Annotated in this window: 17 protein-coding genes; all 17 read right to left on the reverse strand. The window is 35.1% G+C overall.

Features of this window, described 5'->3' with window-relative positions:
• Positions 1-106: 106 nt before the first annotated feature.
• Positions 107-1270, reverse strand: a complete 1164-nt coding sequence (locus tag AB3H90_RS13615) for a glucosaminidase domain-containing protein (RefSeq protein ID WP_368016870.1) — start codon at positions 1268-1270, stop codon at positions 107-109.
• A 10-nt stretch (positions 1271-1280) separates the two neighbouring features.
• Positions 1281-2489, reverse strand: coding sequence for a DUF3991 domain-containing protein (locus AB3H90_RS13620; protein WP_052096285.1), 1209 nt, complete (start codon positions 2487-2489; stop codon positions 1281-1283).
• A gap of 57 nt (positions 2490-2546) precedes the next feature.
• On the reverse strand, positions 2547-4493 hold the full coding sequence (gene mobP2, locus AB3H90_RS13625) for a MobP2 family relaxase (RefSeq protein ID WP_368016871.1): 1947 nt from the start codon (positions 4491-4493) through the stop codon (positions 2547-2549).
• Positions 4493-4867 carry a hypothetical protein gene (locus AB3H90_RS13630; protein WP_002334431.1) on the reverse strand — a complete coding sequence of 125 codons (375 nt, stop codon included), beginning with the start codon at positions 4865-4867 and terminating at the stop codon, positions 4493-4495. The genes mobP2 and AB3H90_RS13630 overlap by 1 nt, the downstream gene beginning before the upstream one ends.
• On the reverse strand, positions 4851-5141 hold the full coding sequence (locus AB3H90_RS13635) for a hypothetical protein (protein ID WP_002334430.1): 291 nt from the start codon (positions 5139-5141) through the stop codon (positions 4851-4853). Before AB3H90_RS13635 ends, AB3H90_RS13630 begins: the two co-directional genes overlap by 17 nt.
• Positions 5142-5521: 380 nt before the next feature.
• Positions 5522-6334, reverse strand: coding sequence for a hypothetical protein (locus AB3H90_RS13640; RefSeq protein ID WP_368016872.1), 813 nt, complete (start codon positions 6332-6334; stop codon positions 5522-5524).
• 136 nt (positions 6335-6470) lie between these two features.
• Positions 6471-8960: a VirB4 family type IV secretion system protein gene (locus AB3H90_RS13645; RefSeq protein ID WP_368016873.1), complete on the reverse strand. Its 2490-nt coding sequence runs from the start codon at positions 8958-8960 to the stop codon at positions 6471-6473.
• Entirely contained in the window at positions 8957-9298 is a 342-nt protein-coding gene (locus AB3H90_RS13650; protein ID WP_195645456.1) for a DUF5592 family protein, read from the reverse strand. The genes AB3H90_RS13645 and AB3H90_RS13650 overlap by 4 nt, the downstream gene beginning before the upstream one ends.
• Positions 9299-9368: 70 nt before the next feature.
• Complete coding sequence (locus AB3H90_RS13655) at positions 9369-11441, reverse strand: pLS20_p028 family conjugation system transmembrane protein (protein ID WP_368016874.1); 2073 nt, start codon at positions 11439-11441, stop codon at positions 9369-9371.
• On the reverse strand, positions 11442-14000 hold the full coding sequence (locus AB3H90_RS13660) for a type IV secretory system conjugative DNA transfer family protein (RefSeq protein ID WP_368016875.1): 2559 nt from the start codon (positions 13998-14000) through the stop codon (positions 11442-11444).
• On the reverse strand, positions 13988-14383 hold the full coding sequence (locus AB3H90_RS13665; protein ID WP_368016876.1) for a hypothetical protein: 396 nt from the start codon (positions 14381-14383) through the stop codon (positions 13988-13990). The genes AB3H90_RS13660 and AB3H90_RS13665 overlap by 13 nt, the downstream gene beginning before the upstream one ends.
• Before the next feature lies 1 nt (position 14384).
• Positions 14385-15221, reverse strand: coding sequence for a hypothetical protein (locus AB3H90_RS13670; RefSeq protein ID WP_368016877.1), 837 nt, complete (start codon positions 15219-15221; stop codon positions 14385-14387).
• Complete coding sequence (locus AB3H90_RS13675) at positions 15221-16873, reverse strand: hypothetical protein (protein WP_368016878.1); 1653 nt, start codon at positions 16871-16873, stop codon at positions 15221-15223. The genes AB3H90_RS13670 and AB3H90_RS13675 overlap by 1 nt, the downstream gene beginning before the upstream one ends.
• Positions 16848-17954 carry a hypothetical protein gene (locus AB3H90_RS13680; protein WP_368016879.1) on the reverse strand — a complete coding sequence of 369 codons (1107 nt, stop codon included), beginning with the start codon at positions 17952-17954 and terminating at the stop codon, positions 16848-16850. The genes AB3H90_RS13675 and AB3H90_RS13680 overlap by 26 nt, the downstream gene beginning before the upstream one ends.
• A gap of 26 nt (positions 17955-17980) precedes the next feature.
• Positions 17981-18340: a hypothetical protein gene (locus AB3H90_RS13685; RefSeq protein WP_368016880.1), complete on the reverse strand. Its 360-nt coding sequence runs from the start codon at positions 18338-18340 to the stop codon at positions 17981-17983.
• Complete coding sequence (locus AB3H90_RS13690) at positions 18330-18527, reverse strand: hypothetical protein (RefSeq protein ID WP_325810443.1); 198 nt, start codon at positions 18525-18527, stop codon at positions 18330-18332. Before AB3H90_RS13690 ends, AB3H90_RS13685 begins: the two co-directional genes overlap by 11 nt.
• Before the next feature lie 75 nt (positions 18528-18602).
• Positions 18603-19409: a hypothetical protein gene (locus AB3H90_RS13695; protein WP_368016881.1), complete on the reverse strand. Its 807-nt coding sequence runs from the start codon at positions 19407-19409 to the stop codon at positions 18603-18605.
• Between the last annotated feature and the right edge of the window lie 10 nt (positions 19410-19419).

Consider the following 19419-nt stretch of genomic DNA (forward strand, 5'->3'; position numbering starts at 1 on the left):
GACTGGTAGTTGTTTCTTCTACTGTCTTTTCTTCTTTTTTATGACAGCCCGAAAGAAAAAGAACCGTTAGTAAACTGAGTAATATCACTTTTTTCAATCTTCTCTCCTACTTTCCACTTTGTTGTAAATAAGGTAATGGATCTAACCAAACACCGTCATTTTTAAATGCTGAAGCTTGTGCGGCATACCAATCGCTCTTAGTAAATCCTAAGTGTAAATGTGCCGTATCTCTTATTCCTATTACTTGTCCTGCTTTGACTTTATCTCCCACTTTCACACGTGCATTTGAAGGAGAAGAACCAAATTCCTGATACACCATGCTTAAATCACCATCCTTTATCACAATGACACATGAACCCAGTGCCGCAATACTTGGATTACCAACAAATACGACAGTTCCTGCATGAACCGCATGGATCTCATTTCCAGGGTGATCAACCGATCCAAAATCTAATCCATTGTGAAAACCATTCACACGAAATTCTCCACCAGGATTTTTTCCAAAAAGTTGTCCTCCCAAGAATGAACTTCGTTCTAAACTTGAACCAGGAAATGGATTGTACCATCCGCCACCTAAGCTACCAGTACTTCCACCACTAGGAGTTGAGCTAATACTTCCCCATTTTTTGATCGCAAATTCATCATACTCTGTTAAATGATAAGATTTAATGATCCCCATAGCTCCTTGATAATAAGCACTTCCTTCGGTAATTCCTGCCGTTGCATACCCACCTCTTCCTAGAATTAAAAGGCATTGTCCAGGGTCTTTATTTCCCACACACGCATTGAAATTGGATTGAGTAGCCACCATATACCCATAATATGCATAACATGCCTTTGCATTAGGAAACTTCATGTAGTTTCCCCCTTCACTTCCTCCGACACCTCTTGCACTTCCTTTAGGGTAAGGACAACCTAAATACCAGGTTATCCCAAAATAATTGTGGTCATTTTTTCCAGAATAAGATTGTCCATAAGCACTTTCCCATCCGAATTGCGAAAGAATGACTGAAGGTAATAGTTTGTATTTAACTGCCGCTCCTACCGCATATCTCGCATGTTCATCTGTAATAGGCCCTCTTCCTTTGATTTCTTCAAAAATAGGTAAATCTTCCGTATACTCTCCTGTAAACATTCCTTCTGAGTAAGAACTTGTTTCCTCTGTTGCTCCTACTGAACCAATCATTTGTATCATCATATTTAGCATAATAAAAAAAGGAAAAAGCAATAGAAGAAGACCTGAACCAAACACCATTAATTTCCATTTCATTCAGATACCTCTACGCCTGTTCCATCACATTATCTTCTTTGGCTATCATAGATTGTTCTACTATGTTATCTTCTTTAGTTACTATGGATCGTTCCACCACGTTGTCTTCTTTAGCCAATATAGATCGTTCCATCAAGTTGTCTTCTTGAACCATCATGGATTGATCGACAGTTTTCAAATGATTGGTTTCTTTTAATAGATCATTGTAGTCAAAGGATTCAGACTTCCCCAATTGTGATACCGGCAATTCTTGACGAACATTATAGTTGATAAATGTTTCTGAATATCCCTTTTGTGCCAAATACTTCTTAAAACGATCGACAAAATCTCTTCCTGCTTCATCATTATTCACACACAATGAAATACGTGGGACGATCGTTTTCTTCCCTTCTGCCATCTTCCGATTGGATTCTAATACTTTTCTAAAATAGGATTCTACGACTTGGTGCTTCAACCCTGACATAGCACAAAAATCAGTATTTACCAATACTTTTTTCGCACCAAAATAATTTTCTTTATATAAAGAAAGATAACTCATCACTTCAATCGGTGCTTCAAATACTTTTAATTCTCCAGTAGGAATTTTCGAGTTTAAACTAGCAAAAAACATCGCATCTTTTTGATTCCCTGGGTGTTGGAAAAGAAAATAAGGACGATCCTTGATCAACCGTTTTTCTTCTGGTAAATAACGTGTTCCTCTTAATTCCACGCCCACCACTGTAGGATTCATGATTTGGGTTCGATCAAAAAATTTGAAAATAATATTTTGATAGCGATCTTCACCAATTAGATTGGCTTGATTAAATAAGGTCACAATCGTTGGGTCGATTTCTCGTTCTTTGGTCAAATAAGAAAACACTTCTGAAAAATTGGACTGTTCTTTAATGTCTCGTTGATAGTTTAACGGTTCATTCTCCTTCACTTGATAATCAGCTTCAGACAACACCTTGACTTCACTGCCTAAAATATCGCCAATGGCTTCTTCAAAAGAAAAATCATAAAGTTTCATCGCTAATATGATACAGTTATCGACCGCAGGTTGATCGATCTCTTTATTGAAAAACATCACTTTTCGACGACTATCATATACCCAACTAGAATGTTCTGTATGACGATAATAGTTGCCTTGGCGTTGAAAAGTTTCTCCTTTTGAGATCATATATTCTAAAATATCTGAATTACGTGCTTCTTTTATTTGATTTGGTGAATAATAACTCATCTAACATCCTCCTTTAGTAATAAAAAAAGAACAACTTCAATAAAAGTTGTTCACTCGTCAAACGGATAGATCTAAAATGTTTCGTTCATAAAAGCGTTCATTTCGCCATTGTTCTGTATTCTCTCGCAATACACGTTGCAGTTGATACACTTGTTTTCGTTTGGCTACTTCTTTCTGCCATTGCTTTTGTAACATGGCACGTTCTTTTTTGGATAATGGAAAACGCCGTTTCTTCGTCCATTTCGCTTGTTTTTCAGATGATTCTTTTGTTCGTTGATACATGGAACGCACCTCTTCAGCCTGATCTTGGAATAAATGGTTATAAGAATCTTCTGTTGGTATGGATTGTTCCAATGATTGAAAATAACGGTGCCATTCTTCCGCTGTTGGTGGTTTATTTTCTTTATGTTGGAAAGGATTATTTTCAATTTTCTTCACTGATTCTTTCAAACTTTTTACAAATTCCTTTTGGTATTCTGATACTTCAGAACTTTTTGGTAAACACTGATCGATAAAGTATTCGGTTTGTTCATCGAATACTTCTTCTGTGATCGTTCCTTGTCTCGAACTTGTTAAAATCATTTTTTTCAACACCGGAGGAAAATTGCTTTCTTCCACTTCCTGAATGGTCATTCTTTGGTTATTACTTGTGCGAAGTTTCCATTCATTTTTTAATTCTAGTTTGTATTGTTCACGTTCATCGAGTTCTTCCTCAATTACATTTATTTTTTCTTCTTCCGTACGAATATAAGCCAACAAACTTTCCAAAACTGGAGGCTCGTTGGCTCGGTGTCGTGCAGGATTATTTACAATTCGTTCAAGTGCAAGTTGAAAAGCTTCAGTCGGTTTTTTCTGATTTTCTTCTATGATTTTGTCACGATCAATTGACTGATCCTCCATCATCATCTCTCCTAATGAACCGTTGACTTGTCTTTTTTTAGGAACGAGATCCATCGCTTGAATTTCTTTTAAAATATGGTTTCCTAGACGTGTGTATAAGGTATGCAATTTATTTTCAGAACTATTCCGACCTTCTCCAAATGCAGACTCTTCTTCTGACTGAATATATGCTTGTCGATCCATCATTTCTTGATACAACTCAGGAAAATTTTGGTCGATAAAAGACTGGATCACTTTGTCTAATTCTTTTTTAAATCCATATTTTTCTGCGTAACCATATTTCTGGTAACCTTTTTGTTCGGGTAGTTTTTCTGCCACACGTTGTAAATCCATAACCATATGGTTTATTTGTTCTTGTCCTTGTTCGGAACGTATTCCCTCAATCATTACTTTACGCAACGCATCAATTTTCGCACGTTCTTTTTGTAACCCTAACAATTGATTGGCAAAAACTGATTTCATTTTACGCATGGTCTTACGTGAACGATATCCTTTGACCTCAGTAACCAACTCACCTGTTTCTGGATCGACAAACCTTTTCTTCTCTCGAGTCGGATAAGGTTCGACAGTCGCTACATGGACATGAATATTATCTGTATTGTAATGGATAGAAGCTGTCCAAACAGCGGAATCTGTCATTCCTTCTTCTGATAACATCGTAGCCATCGCTAATCGAATGGCTTCATGAATTTTTTCTTCTTTTAATTGATTCGTTCGTTCATCTAAGTAACCATGTTGAACCAGCCATTGATTATCAAATGAAAAAACATCTTGCCACATGACACTTCCATTTTTAGCGGCGGCGGTAAATTGTTCTTTCATTCTTTTTAAATCTTCTTCATTTAATTGGTGTTTATCTGCGGAAAATAAACGAGACGTTTTGACAGGATTCGCCATATAATGAATGTACCCTTCTAATGTTTCGTCTTCGTCTCCTTCATACGCCGCACTCGTCCCTTCTCTATTCGTAAAAGCAGAATAGGCTTCATAAGCTTCATTCCGAACAGCTTCTTCTCGATCCATATAATCGATGTAAGACTGAAATGCAGACGAACCTGGTCGAGCAAATTTTCCAGTCATAATAATCCCAGGAGACGCCCCCATCAATCATTCACTCGCTGTTCAAAATGATGAAAAATCTCTTGATTCCGTTTCATCTCTAAATGATTTTCTGCTTCTCTTAAAATATGATTGGGCTCTTGATCAGACGATTTCATTTTGGGAAAATCTTCGTAATGAAGTCGTGTGTTTTCAATTTCGTACACCACATTCATTTTGTTTTCTAAATTTCGCAACAAACTTTTTCGCAAGCGACGTTCTTCATCTAATTCTTCTTGTAGTTGTTCGATCATTTTTTCTTGTGCTAAGTAACGATCCGCTAAAATATTCACCACACCAGTTTTCGTTCCACCAAATTTCCCTAACAGCTCATTTAATAAATCTTCTGTACGATGATTAGGATTAATTGAAAATGTCATTGATGTTTTCCTCCCTTATTGGTTCTTGGACTAAAGGGATTAGTCCTTGTTGAACATTTAATAAATACGCTTGTGTGTTTAAGTCTAAGTGGGCAATCACATCATCTATTATCGCCTTCATTCGTAATTCTGTTTCGAGTACTGCTTCAAATCGTCCAGCTTCTCGAATGTATTTTTTCAGTTGTTCGGAAGGACTTTTTTTATTTTTTTTACAATAGATTTTAAATTGTTCCCACTCTAAATCATTTACATTTCTCAATCGAACTTCTGTCACTTTCTTACCTCCGTTTATTTTTTAAAATGGAAATTAATTGTTTCAAATTTTCTCCTTTGTTCGATAAAAAATAATAGATTCCATAAAAAATGCAACCTATAAAAACAAAAAGGATCAATAAACACAACACGAATCGAATCAATGATCTCCCTCTCTTTCGTTCTAAAATGTAATTTGCCATTACTAATGCAAGAGCATAAGACAAAAAGGGGGACAAAATCGTCCCCAACCCGACAGTGTCGGGCTTTTTGCGTGTGTCACAAAAATAGCCGTTTTCACAATTTTTGTGAGGGTTACACAATTTTTGTTAACCAAAAAACAATTTTTGTGAGCAGTTTAACATTATTTGTGAGCTATACTTTGAGATAAATCGACAAAACTCAATCCTCTTTTTTACGATAATCTTGAATTTGTTCATGAAGCTTTTGGATCTTCTCCTGCAATTCCTCATTGTTAGATTCTGCTTCAGTAATTTTTGTCTCATACTCACTAATTTGTGATTGTTTCGTTTGGATTTCTTGATTGGTTTCTTCAATTTCTGTCTTCGTCTCGTATTTCTTTTCGCTTTCTAATTCATTGATTTCCCTCTCGATTCCTTCAATAAATTTTTGACTTTGACGAATCAAATCCTTATTTGTTTGGATCAATTTTTCTGATTCTTTGATTTGTAACTCTAAACATTTTGCCAAATACTTGTCCTCATTTTGTGGTTTTGCCTGTGGATCTTCTGGTACTTTTTTTCGATTCATAAACAAAGCACCTTGTACGGTTTCTTCATCTGGATCGACTTCTTTTCGACCATAGTTTTCAAATAAATCTTGAATACTTTTTGGATCGAAATCAGGATTTGTTGGAGAAACAATCCCAATATCAATGACGATTGATTTCCAATTTTCTGGAATCTGAAAGAGCTGAATCAAATAATAGTTCTCTGTTAAACGGATCAAATGATGCGGAATTTCTTGTTCTGTTTTTGATTCAGAAGCAATCATTTCTAGCTTTCCACCCTCTGGCATTGTTCCATCTGCTTTCAATAGTATTTCAGCATAATGTGTCTTTTCGTTATAGCCTCGTTCCAATTGTGTAAGGGTTAGATCATTCAAAGAAAGACTATGATTTACACCGATAGGTGTGTCCGCCAAATCTTTTTCTGTTCCTAAAAGAATGGAAGGTACTGCAAAAAATACGACCATTCCTAACGTTAAAAAAAGAGCTATACGATAAAATTGATCCGCATGCTCGACAAAAAATCGTTTCGTTTTCTTCCATTTTTTTTGAATAAAAGTAACGATAAAGTTTCACCTTCCTCTCAAAAAATAAGCGTCTAAACTAATGCCCACCGGCAAAAATTTCGATTTCTTCTTTCGATAAATCTATATTCAATTGGAAATTTCCTTTTCCTTTGATGGCTAAAATGGCTTGCCCTTGATTGAGATTAGGAATACTTTCTAGTTCGCTTTCACGTAGTGTTTCTTTGAATGAATCTTTTAATTCATCAATCGAACTTGGGTCTTGTTTCATGATAAAAGTATAGGTCGACAGCTTCAAAAGTTTACGTACTTTCTCCTTAAAGTTGTCGGACGCCCCTTTAGAAAATAAATCTGAAATATCATGCGTAGCTAAGCCTAAACCTCCAAAAGCTTTACGTGCTTCTCGTTCATACCGATCAAGTAAATCAATGGCGTCCATGTTTTCTTGTCGGGTAATATTATGAAATTCATCGATCACTAACAAATTTCGTATCGCTTCTTCTGGACGTTTCAAATGATTATCTACAAAATATTTTTCTCTCATTCCTCGTGTCATCGCAAGATTCCATACTAAGAAAAGAAGATTATAAAATTGAGCATTGAATACAGCTTTTCCTTTATTTAACAAACTACTCAAATCAAATGAGACGGAGTAATAATCTTCAAAATTTAAAGTCGTATGTCGATTAAAAATTTTTCCATCTGATCGCAACATGGCTTGGCTAACTGAATAGATTTTATCTAATCTTTTTGCTTCAAACTCTGATAGGGAAGAGTGAAATTTCCTTTCCTCTTCAAACAATTCATTGTGAATAAACCGAGAAAAATCTTCCAATAAAGGATATTGAATCGCTTCATATTGCGTGGCATTTTCCAATACCATTTGGTGATCAGAAAACCATTTTTCATAAAACAAATCAATATACATATCCAATGACGTATTTAGCTCAGGATCATTTTCTCCATGAATATTTGCGAAGATAATTTTCAATTTATTCTTACTAACGTTGTAGCTCTCTTGTTCATCTACTTCGCCAGTCAACTCATTAATCACTGTCGCAAATATTTGGAAAGGATTGACTGTTCCATCACGACCAGAAGCGTCTAACGACAAACCACCATAAGCTTTCATGAACCGATTATTCTCGGCATTTGCCATAAAATAATACGTATAGTTGCCTAATAAATGATTGTGACTACCGATCTTTTTCAACGTTGAACTTTTACCAGAACCAGGAATACCGATCAACACAAAATTATAAGAAAGTCGCATATAATCCTTGTGCCACATATCTAAAATAACCAATCCCCCTGTATTGGTTCGACCAAAATAAAGACCTCTCGGATCAATTAATTGGCTATAATTCAATGGATAACTTGCCCCTAAATCATTCGTCGTCAACTCTTTCCCTTGACGATTTTTTGCTTGCTTTTGTTCTTTATGGGAGCGATAAAGTGCCAATAACTCTGTATCTTCTTCTCCCAAAAAGAAAGAAGCTTTATAACCTCTAATAGAAAGTCGTTGATTGATTTTATCTGCTTGTTGTTGAACTTCATCTTTCGTTTTTCCTGAAATATAGTAACGTGTCGTCACTTCTTTGACACTCTCATTTCCTGTGATCATGTCCTCCATCAATTCTTTTAATAATTGATACTCAATCCCCGCTTCTTGTCGAATATCCTCTGAGAATCCCTTTCTCGCATTATCACGACTCTCTCCAATGGATTTATTCAACTCTTTTTTGATTTTGGATAAACCCAAATGAGAAATATCAACTGTGGTAATCACACCAGGTTGACGAAAAATTTGTTCTCCCCAATAAAAAAATTCTTTCTTTGCGTATTTATATAAATGAGAGACACCGATATAATTTCTTCCTGTTTGACTAAACCAATTTCCCTTAAAAGTAATTCCTGTTTGTGGCATGATCTCACTCATAAACTTCCAATCTTCTTTTGCTTTATTACAATAATCTGGATCAGATAAAGAATCATCAAATTGCGGAGGGCGATCGCCTAAATTGTATAACTGATAAAGTAAACTTTTCTTTTGCGCCACTGAGATTGGATGAATATGAATATATTTATTCACGCTGTGTAACACTTCGGAACGAGCATTCTCCAACGCTTCTCTTGTTTCTCCAAAAATTTGGATATATACGATATCTTCTAACAATGATTGTGACTGTTCGAGTTCCCATACTTTGTGTTCACGCTGTTCTTTCAGGTACTCACTCCCCTCTTTTGGAAATCGATCATACAAATAGTCAATTTGTTGGGTTGTATCCGCCGCATACCCCATAAAAATTAATTTAATGTCTGACGTAGTACTTCGGAAAAAATCTACATAACTTTGAATCCCTTGGCGCTGAATTTCTGTTGGTTCTTTACGAATCGAATAGTTTTCTAATAATAAATAATCTGTAAATCCATTTCTTGTGACAATACAATCTTCTTCAATCATAGAAATATGGTTCATCAGTTTTAAGACGCTGTTTGAGATTTTGTAATTTGGTTTGTGTTTCTTTTTCTTCTTTGTTTCTTTTTTTAAGGAATCATCGATAATCATTTTTCTGCCTCCATTAGTTGTTGATTCTCTTCAAACGCTTCTTGTTGCGAAAGATAGATCGTATCTGGGTGATAAATAGTCAGATCTTTTCTTAAAAGATCCACAAGTGTGGTAATATTCTTTTGACTTGGTTTCATTGGAGACGGCAACATCCAAAAAATAGTTACCAATACAAGAAATAGACGAAACCACAAGCGTAAAGGAGGATAAACTAAAGCTGCAATATAATTCCAACCATAAAGCAATACACCAAAAAATACCGCGGCATCCATTAGAGTGTATACACCTCCGACACGCATCGTATCCGTGATTCGGTTAGGTCGAGTAAACATATTCATTCCTTCTTTCTAATGGTGTAAAAAGAAGAACCTTCTTATCAGAAGGTTCTTCTATTAAAAATTTCCATTCTTATTCTTCGTTTTCCAAATCTTTTTTAGCTTCTTTCAATTCACCTTTGATTCGTTTCTTTTCTCGACGATATTCTCCGTAGTCTTTCCCTAATTCATAGGCATCTTGACGTTTTTCTATAAAAGAAGGAGTATGATAACGTCTAGGGTCTTCTTTTCCATAGCCAAATACTTTATTCTTAGTTGCTTGTTTTAATGGATTACTTTTCTTATGTTGAGACAACTCTTGGTTTAATCGATCAGACTTCGCAGAAAATGTTCGTTTTGGTTTTTCTTCAGTATTAGAAGATTTAGGGTTGTCAGATGCTTGATTGAACCCAGCCTCTTTTTCACTAGTAGCTGATGAATGAGCTTCTTCATTTTCAGATGAATAAGAATTGAAATCATCTGAATTGGTCATTTCTTCCGGTTTCTCAGACTCTTGGCGTGCCATTTCATTGAATCCTAGTGGGAAATCAGAATCAATCGTTTCTTCAGTTGGTTCGAGCGATTCCAAACTATCAAAATCTGAAGATTCAGGGGAATATCCTGAATTCTCTTCTGAAGTCTCTTGAGATTCTTGCGTATGTTCTCCCACGTCTTCTGATTCTGTAGACGATTCTTCATTCTCAGAGGATTCTTGATTTTGTAAATCATTTGGATCTTTTTGTTGTTCTTTCTCTCGTTCTTGTTCATTAAACCCTTTATTCGATTGAGAATCGTCTTCTTCCTGTTCGTTATTTTCTGAGTTAGAACCACCATTCATCATATCGTTAATTCCCTTCATTCCTTTTCCATTGCCATTATTTCCTGCGCCTGCAGTAGCTAGAGTCATTCCTAAACCAAAAGCACCAACGTCGGCTAATGCCCCACCTGCGGACTTCGCTGCACTCACACCAAAGTCTTTGATCCCTCGTACAAGTTTTGACCCACTGAAGGCTGCCATCATCACACCAGCAGTTCCTTTCAAACCTGCGTCGATTCCTGTCACACGTTGGAATCCATTTGGCCCATCGATCAATGCCCATGCAGCACCTGCCATCGCAATAATATAAGTAAAGAAATCAAAATTCATCGACTTGATATAAACCGTCGCAACAATATAGATTTGAAAAAGGATCGGCACATAGACTAATAAAGCAAAACTACCAACTAGTTCAGAAAAAACAGCTTTCACTCGTTGCATACCCATGAAATCTGCCAATCCACCTTTGACTAATAAAACATAATCGCCATACATTTTGGCAATGATTATCGCAAATTTAAAAGAAGTAATTGCTAAAGCCACAATCATTACCAATTCTGTTAGATAAATATTAAAAAAACGTACTTTGTTGCGATAATAATTTGGCGAAAAGAATTCAGACATTAACCAAGCCGCAAAACCACTTGGTTGTTCAATATCCACCACTGAATCCTTTCCTTTAGAGTCTGTTTTGATTTTTTTCTTAAAAACCTCTCCATTTTTCACATCATCAGGCTCATCAATTTTTTCTTTCATATCGATTTGCTTGGCATGCTTATAATGGTTCAGATTTTCACCCTTTTTTAAATTCCATCCTTCTTCTGCCATAGCTAACAAATCGGTGGTATTTTCCAAAATAATCGACTCACCTGGACTTTGATCTACCTTATTAATGGATTTGAATACACCCTGTGTCATGGTTGAAGCCGTTGACCATAACGTAGGAGCCATCAATGTTAAACAAAGGATCAAAAACAAATTTAATGGTGCTTGTGTTGCGCCATTGACTTTGTTAAACATTAATAAAATAAAAAAGCCCACTACTGCCATTAACAAAAGAAATCCTTTTAGTGGATCGATTTTGTGCATTAACTCATTGAAAGCTGGATTGTCAAAAATATTTAACAACTTTAAAAGGTTCTCCATCACACCATACAGTCCATCTAAAACCCAAGCACCACCTTCCGCAATTTTCATGGCTATTGGTCGTAAAAAATCCCAACCTATATTTCCTTGTGTTAAATAATCAGAGTAATGATTTAACAGCTTTAACAATTGTTCATTAGACATCACTGTTACACCATTTCCAGAGAGAAAATTAGTCACAACATTGGCTAGAATAAACAGCATTTATTTTTCCTCCCCTCCTATTTGAGTAAAACCATTTTTTTCAACGCTTTGAATCATCCGTTCATAAAGAGGCTCTCTACCAACATTGGCTAACCATTTTTTTATATCTTTGATCGTCCCTGATTGAAGCAATTGTTCATATTCTTCCTCTATTCGTTGTGGATTTTCCTGTGATTCACAAAAGATTCGTACGTCCTTTTTCAATTTCTGTTTAAAGAAATAACTTAATGGACTAGCTGAATCCAATTCTTGTATGCGTTGTTGTTGAACGTCTTCCGTAAAATAGTCGTCAAAAATGGTATCTAATTCTTTCAAACGTAAGTTTTCAACTTGTGGTTCGACATGGTTTTCTTGCGGAACACGTACAGAATCTTCTTTTTCTGACTGATTTCCTCCTTCATTTTTTGAAGCTTTCTCTGCTTCAAAATCTCTTCCTTCAAGAATCGCTTGTCTTCTTTCTTCTTTTTCTTCAATCATGAAAGGATCAACCATATAAAGTAAATGACTTAAGTTGATTTGAGTATGTGGTGCATGGCGATACTCTTCTTCGATTTCCTCCCAAGTACTTTCTTCATACGGAAGATATTTCCATGATTCTAGCATTTTAGTTTCCCCACGATTGTAAATAGGATACATATTTTCAATGACATTCCCTTTTAAATCATGAGTTTTCATGCTTCGAATTACTACCGTTTGTCCAAAAGGTAAACGAGACAATTCATCTTTCGTTAACATAGGAATACGTTCCATGGAATCGGTGAGTGTTTTTTCACTGTCTGCGACTTTTCCTTGACGTGAAAGGGAAAGGTTTGCTCGATTCCCTAAGTCTTCGACAATCATTTCTCTTGTTTTCTTTGATTTGGTTTTCACTACAATGGTATTTCCGCAGTTGGCAATAATCGTATTCGCATCATCACCATACTTATCTAATTGTTCATAGTTTTGTAGAACAATCACATGACTAAGTCCTACTTTTAACCCATCGGTCATTTTCGTTGCTAATTCAGGGATTTTTACCATATTTCCTGCTTCTTCATAAAGAAACACCACTTGTCGTGGCAACTTACGATTCGGCTGTTTTAACCCTGCTTTTGTTAATTCTTTAAAGCTTTGATCGAAATAATTAGCCGCAATCTCGTGATTCGATTTGTCTTGGTCAGAAACAACTACAAAGACAGCCATTGGTTGTTCGCCAAACCCTAAATCCATGTAATTGATTGAATTTTGAGCCATTAACTTGGCATTTCCTGTTCTACGAAATGCTTTTAAATTCGTTAACATATGTGTTACCACATTCCCAATGGTTGATTTTGCAGGTGCTGAAGCTAAAATATCTAAATAAGCCAAATGCGCAGGGTGATCTAAAGGCAATTCTTGGAAATAGAAGTCTAATACTGACTTTCCTTTGTATTTACTGAATAATTGTTTTCTTTTTCTTAAATCATCTGTATAGTTTTGAATGACGGAATGAGATTCAGTAGTAATTTGATCACTGTTCATTTCCGCAATCATATTCACAATTGTATACATATTGGAAAGTTCTTCTCGTTGAATCAATAAAGATTCTTCAATCAATGCCAAAGATCCAGCAGTGAATAAAGCAGTTGCCGCATTTTGCCAAAACGGTTCTTTCGCATGTGGATCATGAAAATAGGTATAACATAACGTAGCCAATTCAGATTGGGCTTGGTCGAGTCCTCGATCTCTCTCAATTGTTGTTTTTCCAAAAAGATATTGTTTATAGTAATGAACAACCAAAGATAAAGGATTTGTGGTATCTGAAACAGCTGTATCATTTAAATTTAACAGCTTGACCTTATACTTTCTTTTTTCTAGTAATTTTTTCCATTTCAAATAAAGTTCTCCAGAAGGATCATGAATATTCATTGAACGTTTTTCCTTCATGTCTGTTGTCCGACTGTAGCCATCGATCGCTTTTTCAACTCCAAAAACCCCTTTACCAACACGAGTTTCCCCAACGATAGCCACATTCGTTGGCTCACTAGAAATATATTCTCGAACTCGATGACACTCTCGATCTTCATTTGTTCGAGGAGACGTTCCCACGACCATTCCTGATGGGCCATCATAGGCTTCCATATCATCTGTAGGCATGACTGGATACTGATAATCGAGTTCGCTTTTTCCATCGGCCCAACGAGACGTTGCCGCAGTCATCACGTCTTCCAATGGCATAAAACTCTTTCGAATACGATATAGTTTCAGACCAAATAAGAACGTACAAAAAAAGAACAGGAGAAAAAAATAGATCCATCCTGTTCTTGTAGTTGGAAGTTGAAAGAAAAATTTCCATTGAAAAGCTCGACTCCAATCACACTCTCCAAAAAGTCCGTTTGAAAAAACTTCTGTTAGAATAGTTGGTAAAGAAACGAGATAATTGGAAAAGAAAAAAAGGAAAACAACCAGTCCTACAAACAAAGGGACTAAAACACGTTTTTGTCCTAGATAACGCTCCATATATTTATATGGTGTTCGTGCAGGATCACGCCATAATCGAGTGCCAACCAAATCTTTTTTCCAATTATTTAGTAATCCCATAGTTGTTCCCTCTCTTTTTGAGAACATAAATCAAAAGTATAGGGTTGTGATAAAACTGTTTCATCCACTGTATTATTTATCTCTCGTTCCATCTGTTCATATTCTTTTGTTAAATATTTATCTGCCAATTCTTCATGTTCTAGTAAATCAATCAACTGATTCATTTCTATCTCTTTACATTTTTCTTGACGAATTTGTTGGTATTCCTTCAAACTTTCAATGCGAAGTTGAATCGCTTCTTCAATAGTATGCGTTTTATCATAATTTTTGATCATATGACATTCTTCTTCAGTTAATCCTGTACGCTCACAATAGCGCCGATAAACTTCTCGTAAGTCCATCTTACGAAGTTCTTCTTGTACTTCTTCTTTACTTAAAACCATATTAGTTTTTTCCTCCCTTGCGATATTCTCTAAACCATTGTTTCAAATTCTCAACGATTTCATATAAAGTTGGAATTTCAGACAAAACCACCAAAAGACTTATTATAATAAGCCCTGTGTACCGTAAAACATTCTTCTCTTCAATCATTCCATTGATACTCAAACAAACAACCATCAAACTAAATAGTAAATTCCACACACATCGATAAAAGAAAGTCCATTTAGACAAACCTCTTGAAACAACCAAAGTAAAAGGCGTACGTTTGACACGATAATGATCAAAAATATTTTCAACAGATATATTTTCATGAGTGGTCATAATCAAATCTTCTGTTACTTTTTCAAAACCTATATAAGTCAGATAGTTCAATGATTTCTGCTTTTTAGGTAAATCATAATTTGTAATAATGGATTGATCGTATACTTGATTTAAACGAATTTCTAAAAATGTAAAAACAAATAAAATCAAGAAGGAACGAAAAGCAGAAATAGAACGATCTCCTGCAATAAAACCATCAAAATAACCGAATGTACCTGTCAGTAAATAGAACCCCCACCATTTTAAAAATTGGCGTCGAATAAAAGAAAATAAATGATATTTCCCTCTTAGATAATAAAAAAATACTTTTACTATCAAAAAGATCCCGTAATAGATTCCAACAAGCAGAAACAAACTGCCTAAGTCACCAGATCCTAATCCTCTAAAAAAAATTTTATAAGATTTCAAATGATCATAACCAGAAAAAATCACTGGTAAAGAAAACCAAATACATGCAAGAACCAGAAATTCTTGCATGTATCGACGAATAACTAACGAATAATAATCATTTTTACTCATTATACGATTCCTCCATTTCCTATTTGAGTACCGCTATCTGAAGAAGATCCTTCTGACAAATTGGTAGATTGATCACTTGGATCTGTATTCAGGAAGGATTCCGATTGATTTTGTTCATTCAACGATGAATCAGTCATTTCTGGCGTTTCTGGAGCTGTTTCAGGCGTAGAAGGAGTTTCTACCTCTTCTACAGTAGGCAATGATTGAAAATCATTTAAAACGGAATCTACAGCGCTATTTTGTTGATTCGCTTCATTCGTTACTGTTTCGACAGTTTGGCTTGCTTGTTCCAAAACAGGTTGATAATCGGTTTGTTGGCTCTCTTCTATTTGACTGCCTACCACTTGATTTGTTGTAGTTAATGCTTCTGAAGCTTGTGTCGCTTGGGTGATTTCATTCTGTACTGCATGGCTCACTTGTTCATTCGACTGCGCATTAGATACTGTCGCTTGGATCTCATCCTTAGTTGTCGAAACTTGTGTCTGTAACTCTTGATATTGTTGATTCATTTCTGGCAAACGATTGGCTGTTTCTTGTGCTTGTTGAACTGATTCACTCATTTGTGTGGTCGTTTGATTGGCTTTGTTCTGTGCTTCTTTGATTTCAGTTACTTTTTGAGTCAATTGTTCATACGTTTCACGATATAACTCATAATTGATTGGCAATACTTGTCCATCGACTTCAATCAATTTTTTGATTTCTTGTGATAGACGATTGTATTCATTGACTAGATCAGAAACTGTTTGCCATTCATTCGTTGCTTGTTCTGCAGTTTGTGCAGTTTTTTCTTCAATCATAGTTAAGTTTTCTAACTCTTTCTTTACTTGATTCAATGATTGATTCAATTGTTCTGCTTTATTTTTAACAGTGGTTAAAGCAAGCTTATTCGTAGTAATGAGTTGATCTAATGTGTGATCTGGTTCTTCTGGTGTAACTGGCGGCACTGGTTCTGGATCAGGTGTTGGCTCGGGAGTAGGATCTACTGGAATATCAGGAATATCTGGTATGACGGGTACATTGGGATCATCTGGTAAAACAGGTATATCTGGAATGACTGGTTTTTCTTCGTCTATTCCTGGATTTTCAGGTTTCTCAGGTAAAACGACTTCTGGTTTTTTATCTGGCAAAATAGGTTTCGATAAATCAATCATTTCTTCTTTGGACGATTGTTGTTTATCTGTCAGTAAGAATAAAGGTTCTTTCTTATTTTCACTATTTGGTTTAGTTTCTCGTTTTTGTTCCTTGCTTTCTTGTACATCTAATGCTTTAGCTAATTCCCCAATGAGATTTGTTCGATCTTTCTTGTCATTATCTGACACTTTAAATCCAAAAATACTTAAATCATCTTCGTTATTTTCTCCTGTAAGAATCCCTAAAATCTTATCTACCGTATTTTTTTCCTTCTTTTCAGATGACTTTTCTTTCTTACTCTCTTTTTTAATTTGATCTTCCCATATTTTTACTGGAGGTTCCTTTGAACTAGAAGAAACCGTTTCTGATTTTGTAACAGATTTTTCTGGTTGATTCACAGCTTGATAACCATAGGTTACTAGACCTCCAAAAATAGAAAAAGAACATAATCCAATTAACCACCATTTTTTCGGAATCGATTGAAACCCATTCCCTTTATTGTTCGTTGTTTGATTCGTCATTTGAAACTCCTCCTAATTGTTGTAATTTTTCTTCCCAAAGTTTATAGTTTTCTTCTGCTTCCTTACGTTCAGATTCAGAAAGTGTCGTATTCTCTTTGTCTTTTTGATATTTTTCAAGTAGATTCACAATACTTTTAGCCACAGAAATATCCTCCGCCAAGGTTTCGTCATGAATCTCTTGATTGATTTTTTCTGCTTTTTTGAGATCTTTGTCATGAATGGCTTGATAAGCTTCCTCTCTTTTTACTAAATCGATCTGTTCCTTCAAAATGTCACTTTTGATTTCTTGATTGATCAATTCTGCTTCTTCGATTTTTCCTTGCTTTAAATAGGCAAAACCAAGCATACCTTGTGTTTCTTCATTCACAGGCAAATCAGTCATTTCTGTGATTTTTTTCCACTGGTGTTCTAAAAAGAGTAAATAAAAGAAAGCAAGAGTTGATTTTCCTTCTTTTGATAGCTTAGATAACTCTTTTTTATTTTTTTCCTGATAAAGTTGCTTTACTAACACTTCTTCTTTTTGTGGGTATTCTTTCAACGCTACAATATATTCTTTCTTATCAACCAATGTTTGATAAGAATCGATTGGATTCGTCTTGATTTTTTGAGTTGAACTCCACAAAATACCAATAAAAAGAAGAAAAAAAATACTTCCTCCTATACCTATTTTTTTCCAATGAATCTTAAAAAAAGATTGCAAAGAATCAAGGTTGAGAGAAAAGTACTTTTTGTTCTTCTTTTCAGAAGACGGTGTGAAAGAAACTGAAGTAGACGAAGGTTGTGTTCCACCAGGAAAAGCTAATTCTTGATCTAACAACTCCAACAATTTCTGTCCTTTACGCTGTTTTAATGTACCTGCTTGAATCATTTGTTCAATACTATAATGAATGGATTCATGAAATGATAAACCTGAAACACATTGATATTTTCCTTGATACAAGACTTTTTTATCTTGTACCAAGAGATAAGTCACCGAATTTTCTGGACGTAATTCTTCTGAAAGTTGTTCAAATTCCACATACGAATAGCGTTCTTTTCTAATTCGTACGGCATTAGATTCTTCAATCTTAACTTCAATCAACATTCTCACCAACTTTCATTTTCAAACTATTTAATGGACATAATCCAATCCACTAATTGTGCCGCAAATGAAATACCTAGAATAGAAACTCCAGCACGAATAATAATCATCTTTGCTTTTTGACTAACTTCCATAATTGGCATCATGTTAGCTAAAAATCCACCTGCAATAATTGCTGTTCCAATTGCAGCAGTGATATTTCGTACTAATTTTGTGATTGAATCACCAGCATGGTTTACTGAACTTTGTATATCAGCAAATGCTTCAATCGGAAATAATAGTTGAAAGAGCAATATAACCACTAATGCACTTAAACTAAATTTCATCCATGAAGAAATTCCATATGTTTTCCTTTGCCCTAAAAGATTCATTTGATTATTTTCCATTGTATTTTCCTTTCTGAAATTGATTGTTATTTGCTTGTTTTTTCAAGCTTTTTAAAATCAGTTCTTGATTTTCGGAAATAATTTTCTGGTGGAACTGATCTAATGCCGTATCATAGTCTTGGCCGTTGGCTTCTAAAACTGCCATTGCGACCTCTTTTGTTTTTCGTTGTTCTACAGATAATGCCATATTCATTTCTCCTTTATTTTTTTATAAAAAAAATAGAAGATACAAAATCTTCTATCTGAAAAACACTTGATTCAATTATTTTTGTAATTCGGGTACTCGTTTTCCTGACAATCGTTGTTCTTTTAGAAAATCACGTACTTTATGGTATTCTATACTCGGAATTTTCTTTATCCACGCATTTTTGTAGCCATACCCATTCCAGATAAAACCTTCTTTTCGTAAAATTTCACGATATTGATAAGCACCAGGAACAGCAATATAATACGTTTGAACGAAAATTGGCTCTAAGAAGGAAACGACTTTCAACTCAAAATCTTGGTGAAAACTTTCCAAAATTTGTCGTTCTCTCATGGCTTGTGCTTCGTTTTCAAATTTTCTTACCCACATATGTTGACTAGATAAGTAAGAAAAATCACGTCTTTTTAATAAGGCACGTGCATGATAAGCACCCAAAACAACCACCGTATCTTTTTCTTTTGACTCTGTAAACTCCTTTGCAAAAGAATTGCCATAATACTGACAGAGTTTCTTATAATCAGAAGAGTCCTGACTATCCATTAAAAGATCTTCTTGATTGAGATATCCTTTATTTAACGCTGTACAGACTAAAGGATAGAAACGAGCATAGAACGTTTCTTTATGTGCTGTTTCGCCGAGATCCATAGCTTCTATATGATGAGCCACTTCATGCAAAGCAGTTAAAAAGTTTGCGCCAGGTGCCCGACTCAAATTATATATTTCGATTTTTCGATCATTTTGAATGTATTGTCCATGTTTTGATTTTAGTTCTTTAGGAACGATCCTAATTGTAAAGTCCTGATAGATTTTCTTATCTGGATAGGTCTCTTGAATGACTTGTTTCAATACATGTTCTAATAACAACATGATCACC

The organism is Enterococcus sp. C63, assembly GCF_040887215.1.
Classification (GTDB): domain Bacteria; phylum Bacillota; class Bacilli; order Lactobacillales; family Enterococcaceae; genus Enterococcus_B; species Enterococcus_B hirae.

Coding starts and splice junctions, on each gene's coding strand:
- AB3H90_RS13630 (WP_002334431.1), bottom strand. CDS start 4,867: ATGACATTTTCAATTAATCCTAATCATCGTACAGAAGATTTATTAAAT.
- AB3H90_RS13645 (WP_368016873.1), bottom strand. CDS start 8,960: ATGATTATCGATGATTCCTTAAAAAAAGAAACAAAGAAGAAAAAGAAA.
- AB3H90_RS13690 (WP_325810443.1), bottom strand. CDS start 18,527: ATGGCATTATCTGTAGAACAACGAAAAACAAAAGAGGTCGCAATGGCA.
- AB3H90_RS13660 (WP_368016875.1), bottom strand. CDS start 14,000: ATGGGATTACTAAATAATTGGAAAAAAGATTTGGTTGGCACTCGATTA.
- AB3H90_RS13655 (WP_368016874.1), bottom strand. CDS start 11,441: ATGCTGTTTATTCTAGCCAATGTTGTGACTAATTTTCTCTCTGGAAAT.
- AB3H90_RS13615 (WP_368016870.1), bottom strand. CDS start 1,270: ATGAAATGGAAATTAATGGTGTTTGGTTCAGGTCTTCTTCTATTGCTT.
- AB3H90_RS13620 (WP_052096285.1), bottom strand. CDS start 2,489: ATGAGTTATTATTCACCAAATCAAATAAAAGAAGCACGTAATTCAGAT.
- AB3H90_RS13670 (WP_368016877.1), bottom strand. CDS start 15,221: ATGAGTAAAAATGATTATTATTCGTTAGTTATTCGTCGATACATGCAA.
- mobP2 (WP_368016871.1), bottom strand. CDS start 4,493: ATGGGGGCGTCTCCTGGGATTATTATGACTGGAAAATTTGCTCGACCA.
- AB3H90_RS13675 (WP_368016878.1), bottom strand. CDS start 16,873: ATGACGAATCAAACAACGAACAATAAAGGGAATGGGTTTCAATCGATT.
- AB3H90_RS13685 (WP_368016880.1), bottom strand. CDS start 18,340: ATGGAAAATAATCAAATGAATCTTTTAGGGCAAAGGAAAACATATGGA.
- AB3H90_RS13665 (WP_368016876.1), bottom strand. CDS start 14,383: ATGGTTTTAAGTAAAGAAGAAGTACAAGAAGAACTTCGTAAGATGGAC.
- AB3H90_RS13650 (WP_195645456.1), bottom strand. CDS start 9,298: ATGAATATGTTTACTCGACCTAACCGAATCACGGATACGATGCGTGTC.
- AB3H90_RS13640 (WP_368016872.1), bottom strand. CDS start 6,334: ATGGTCGTATTTTTTGCAGTACCTTCCATTCTTTTAGGAACAGAAAAA.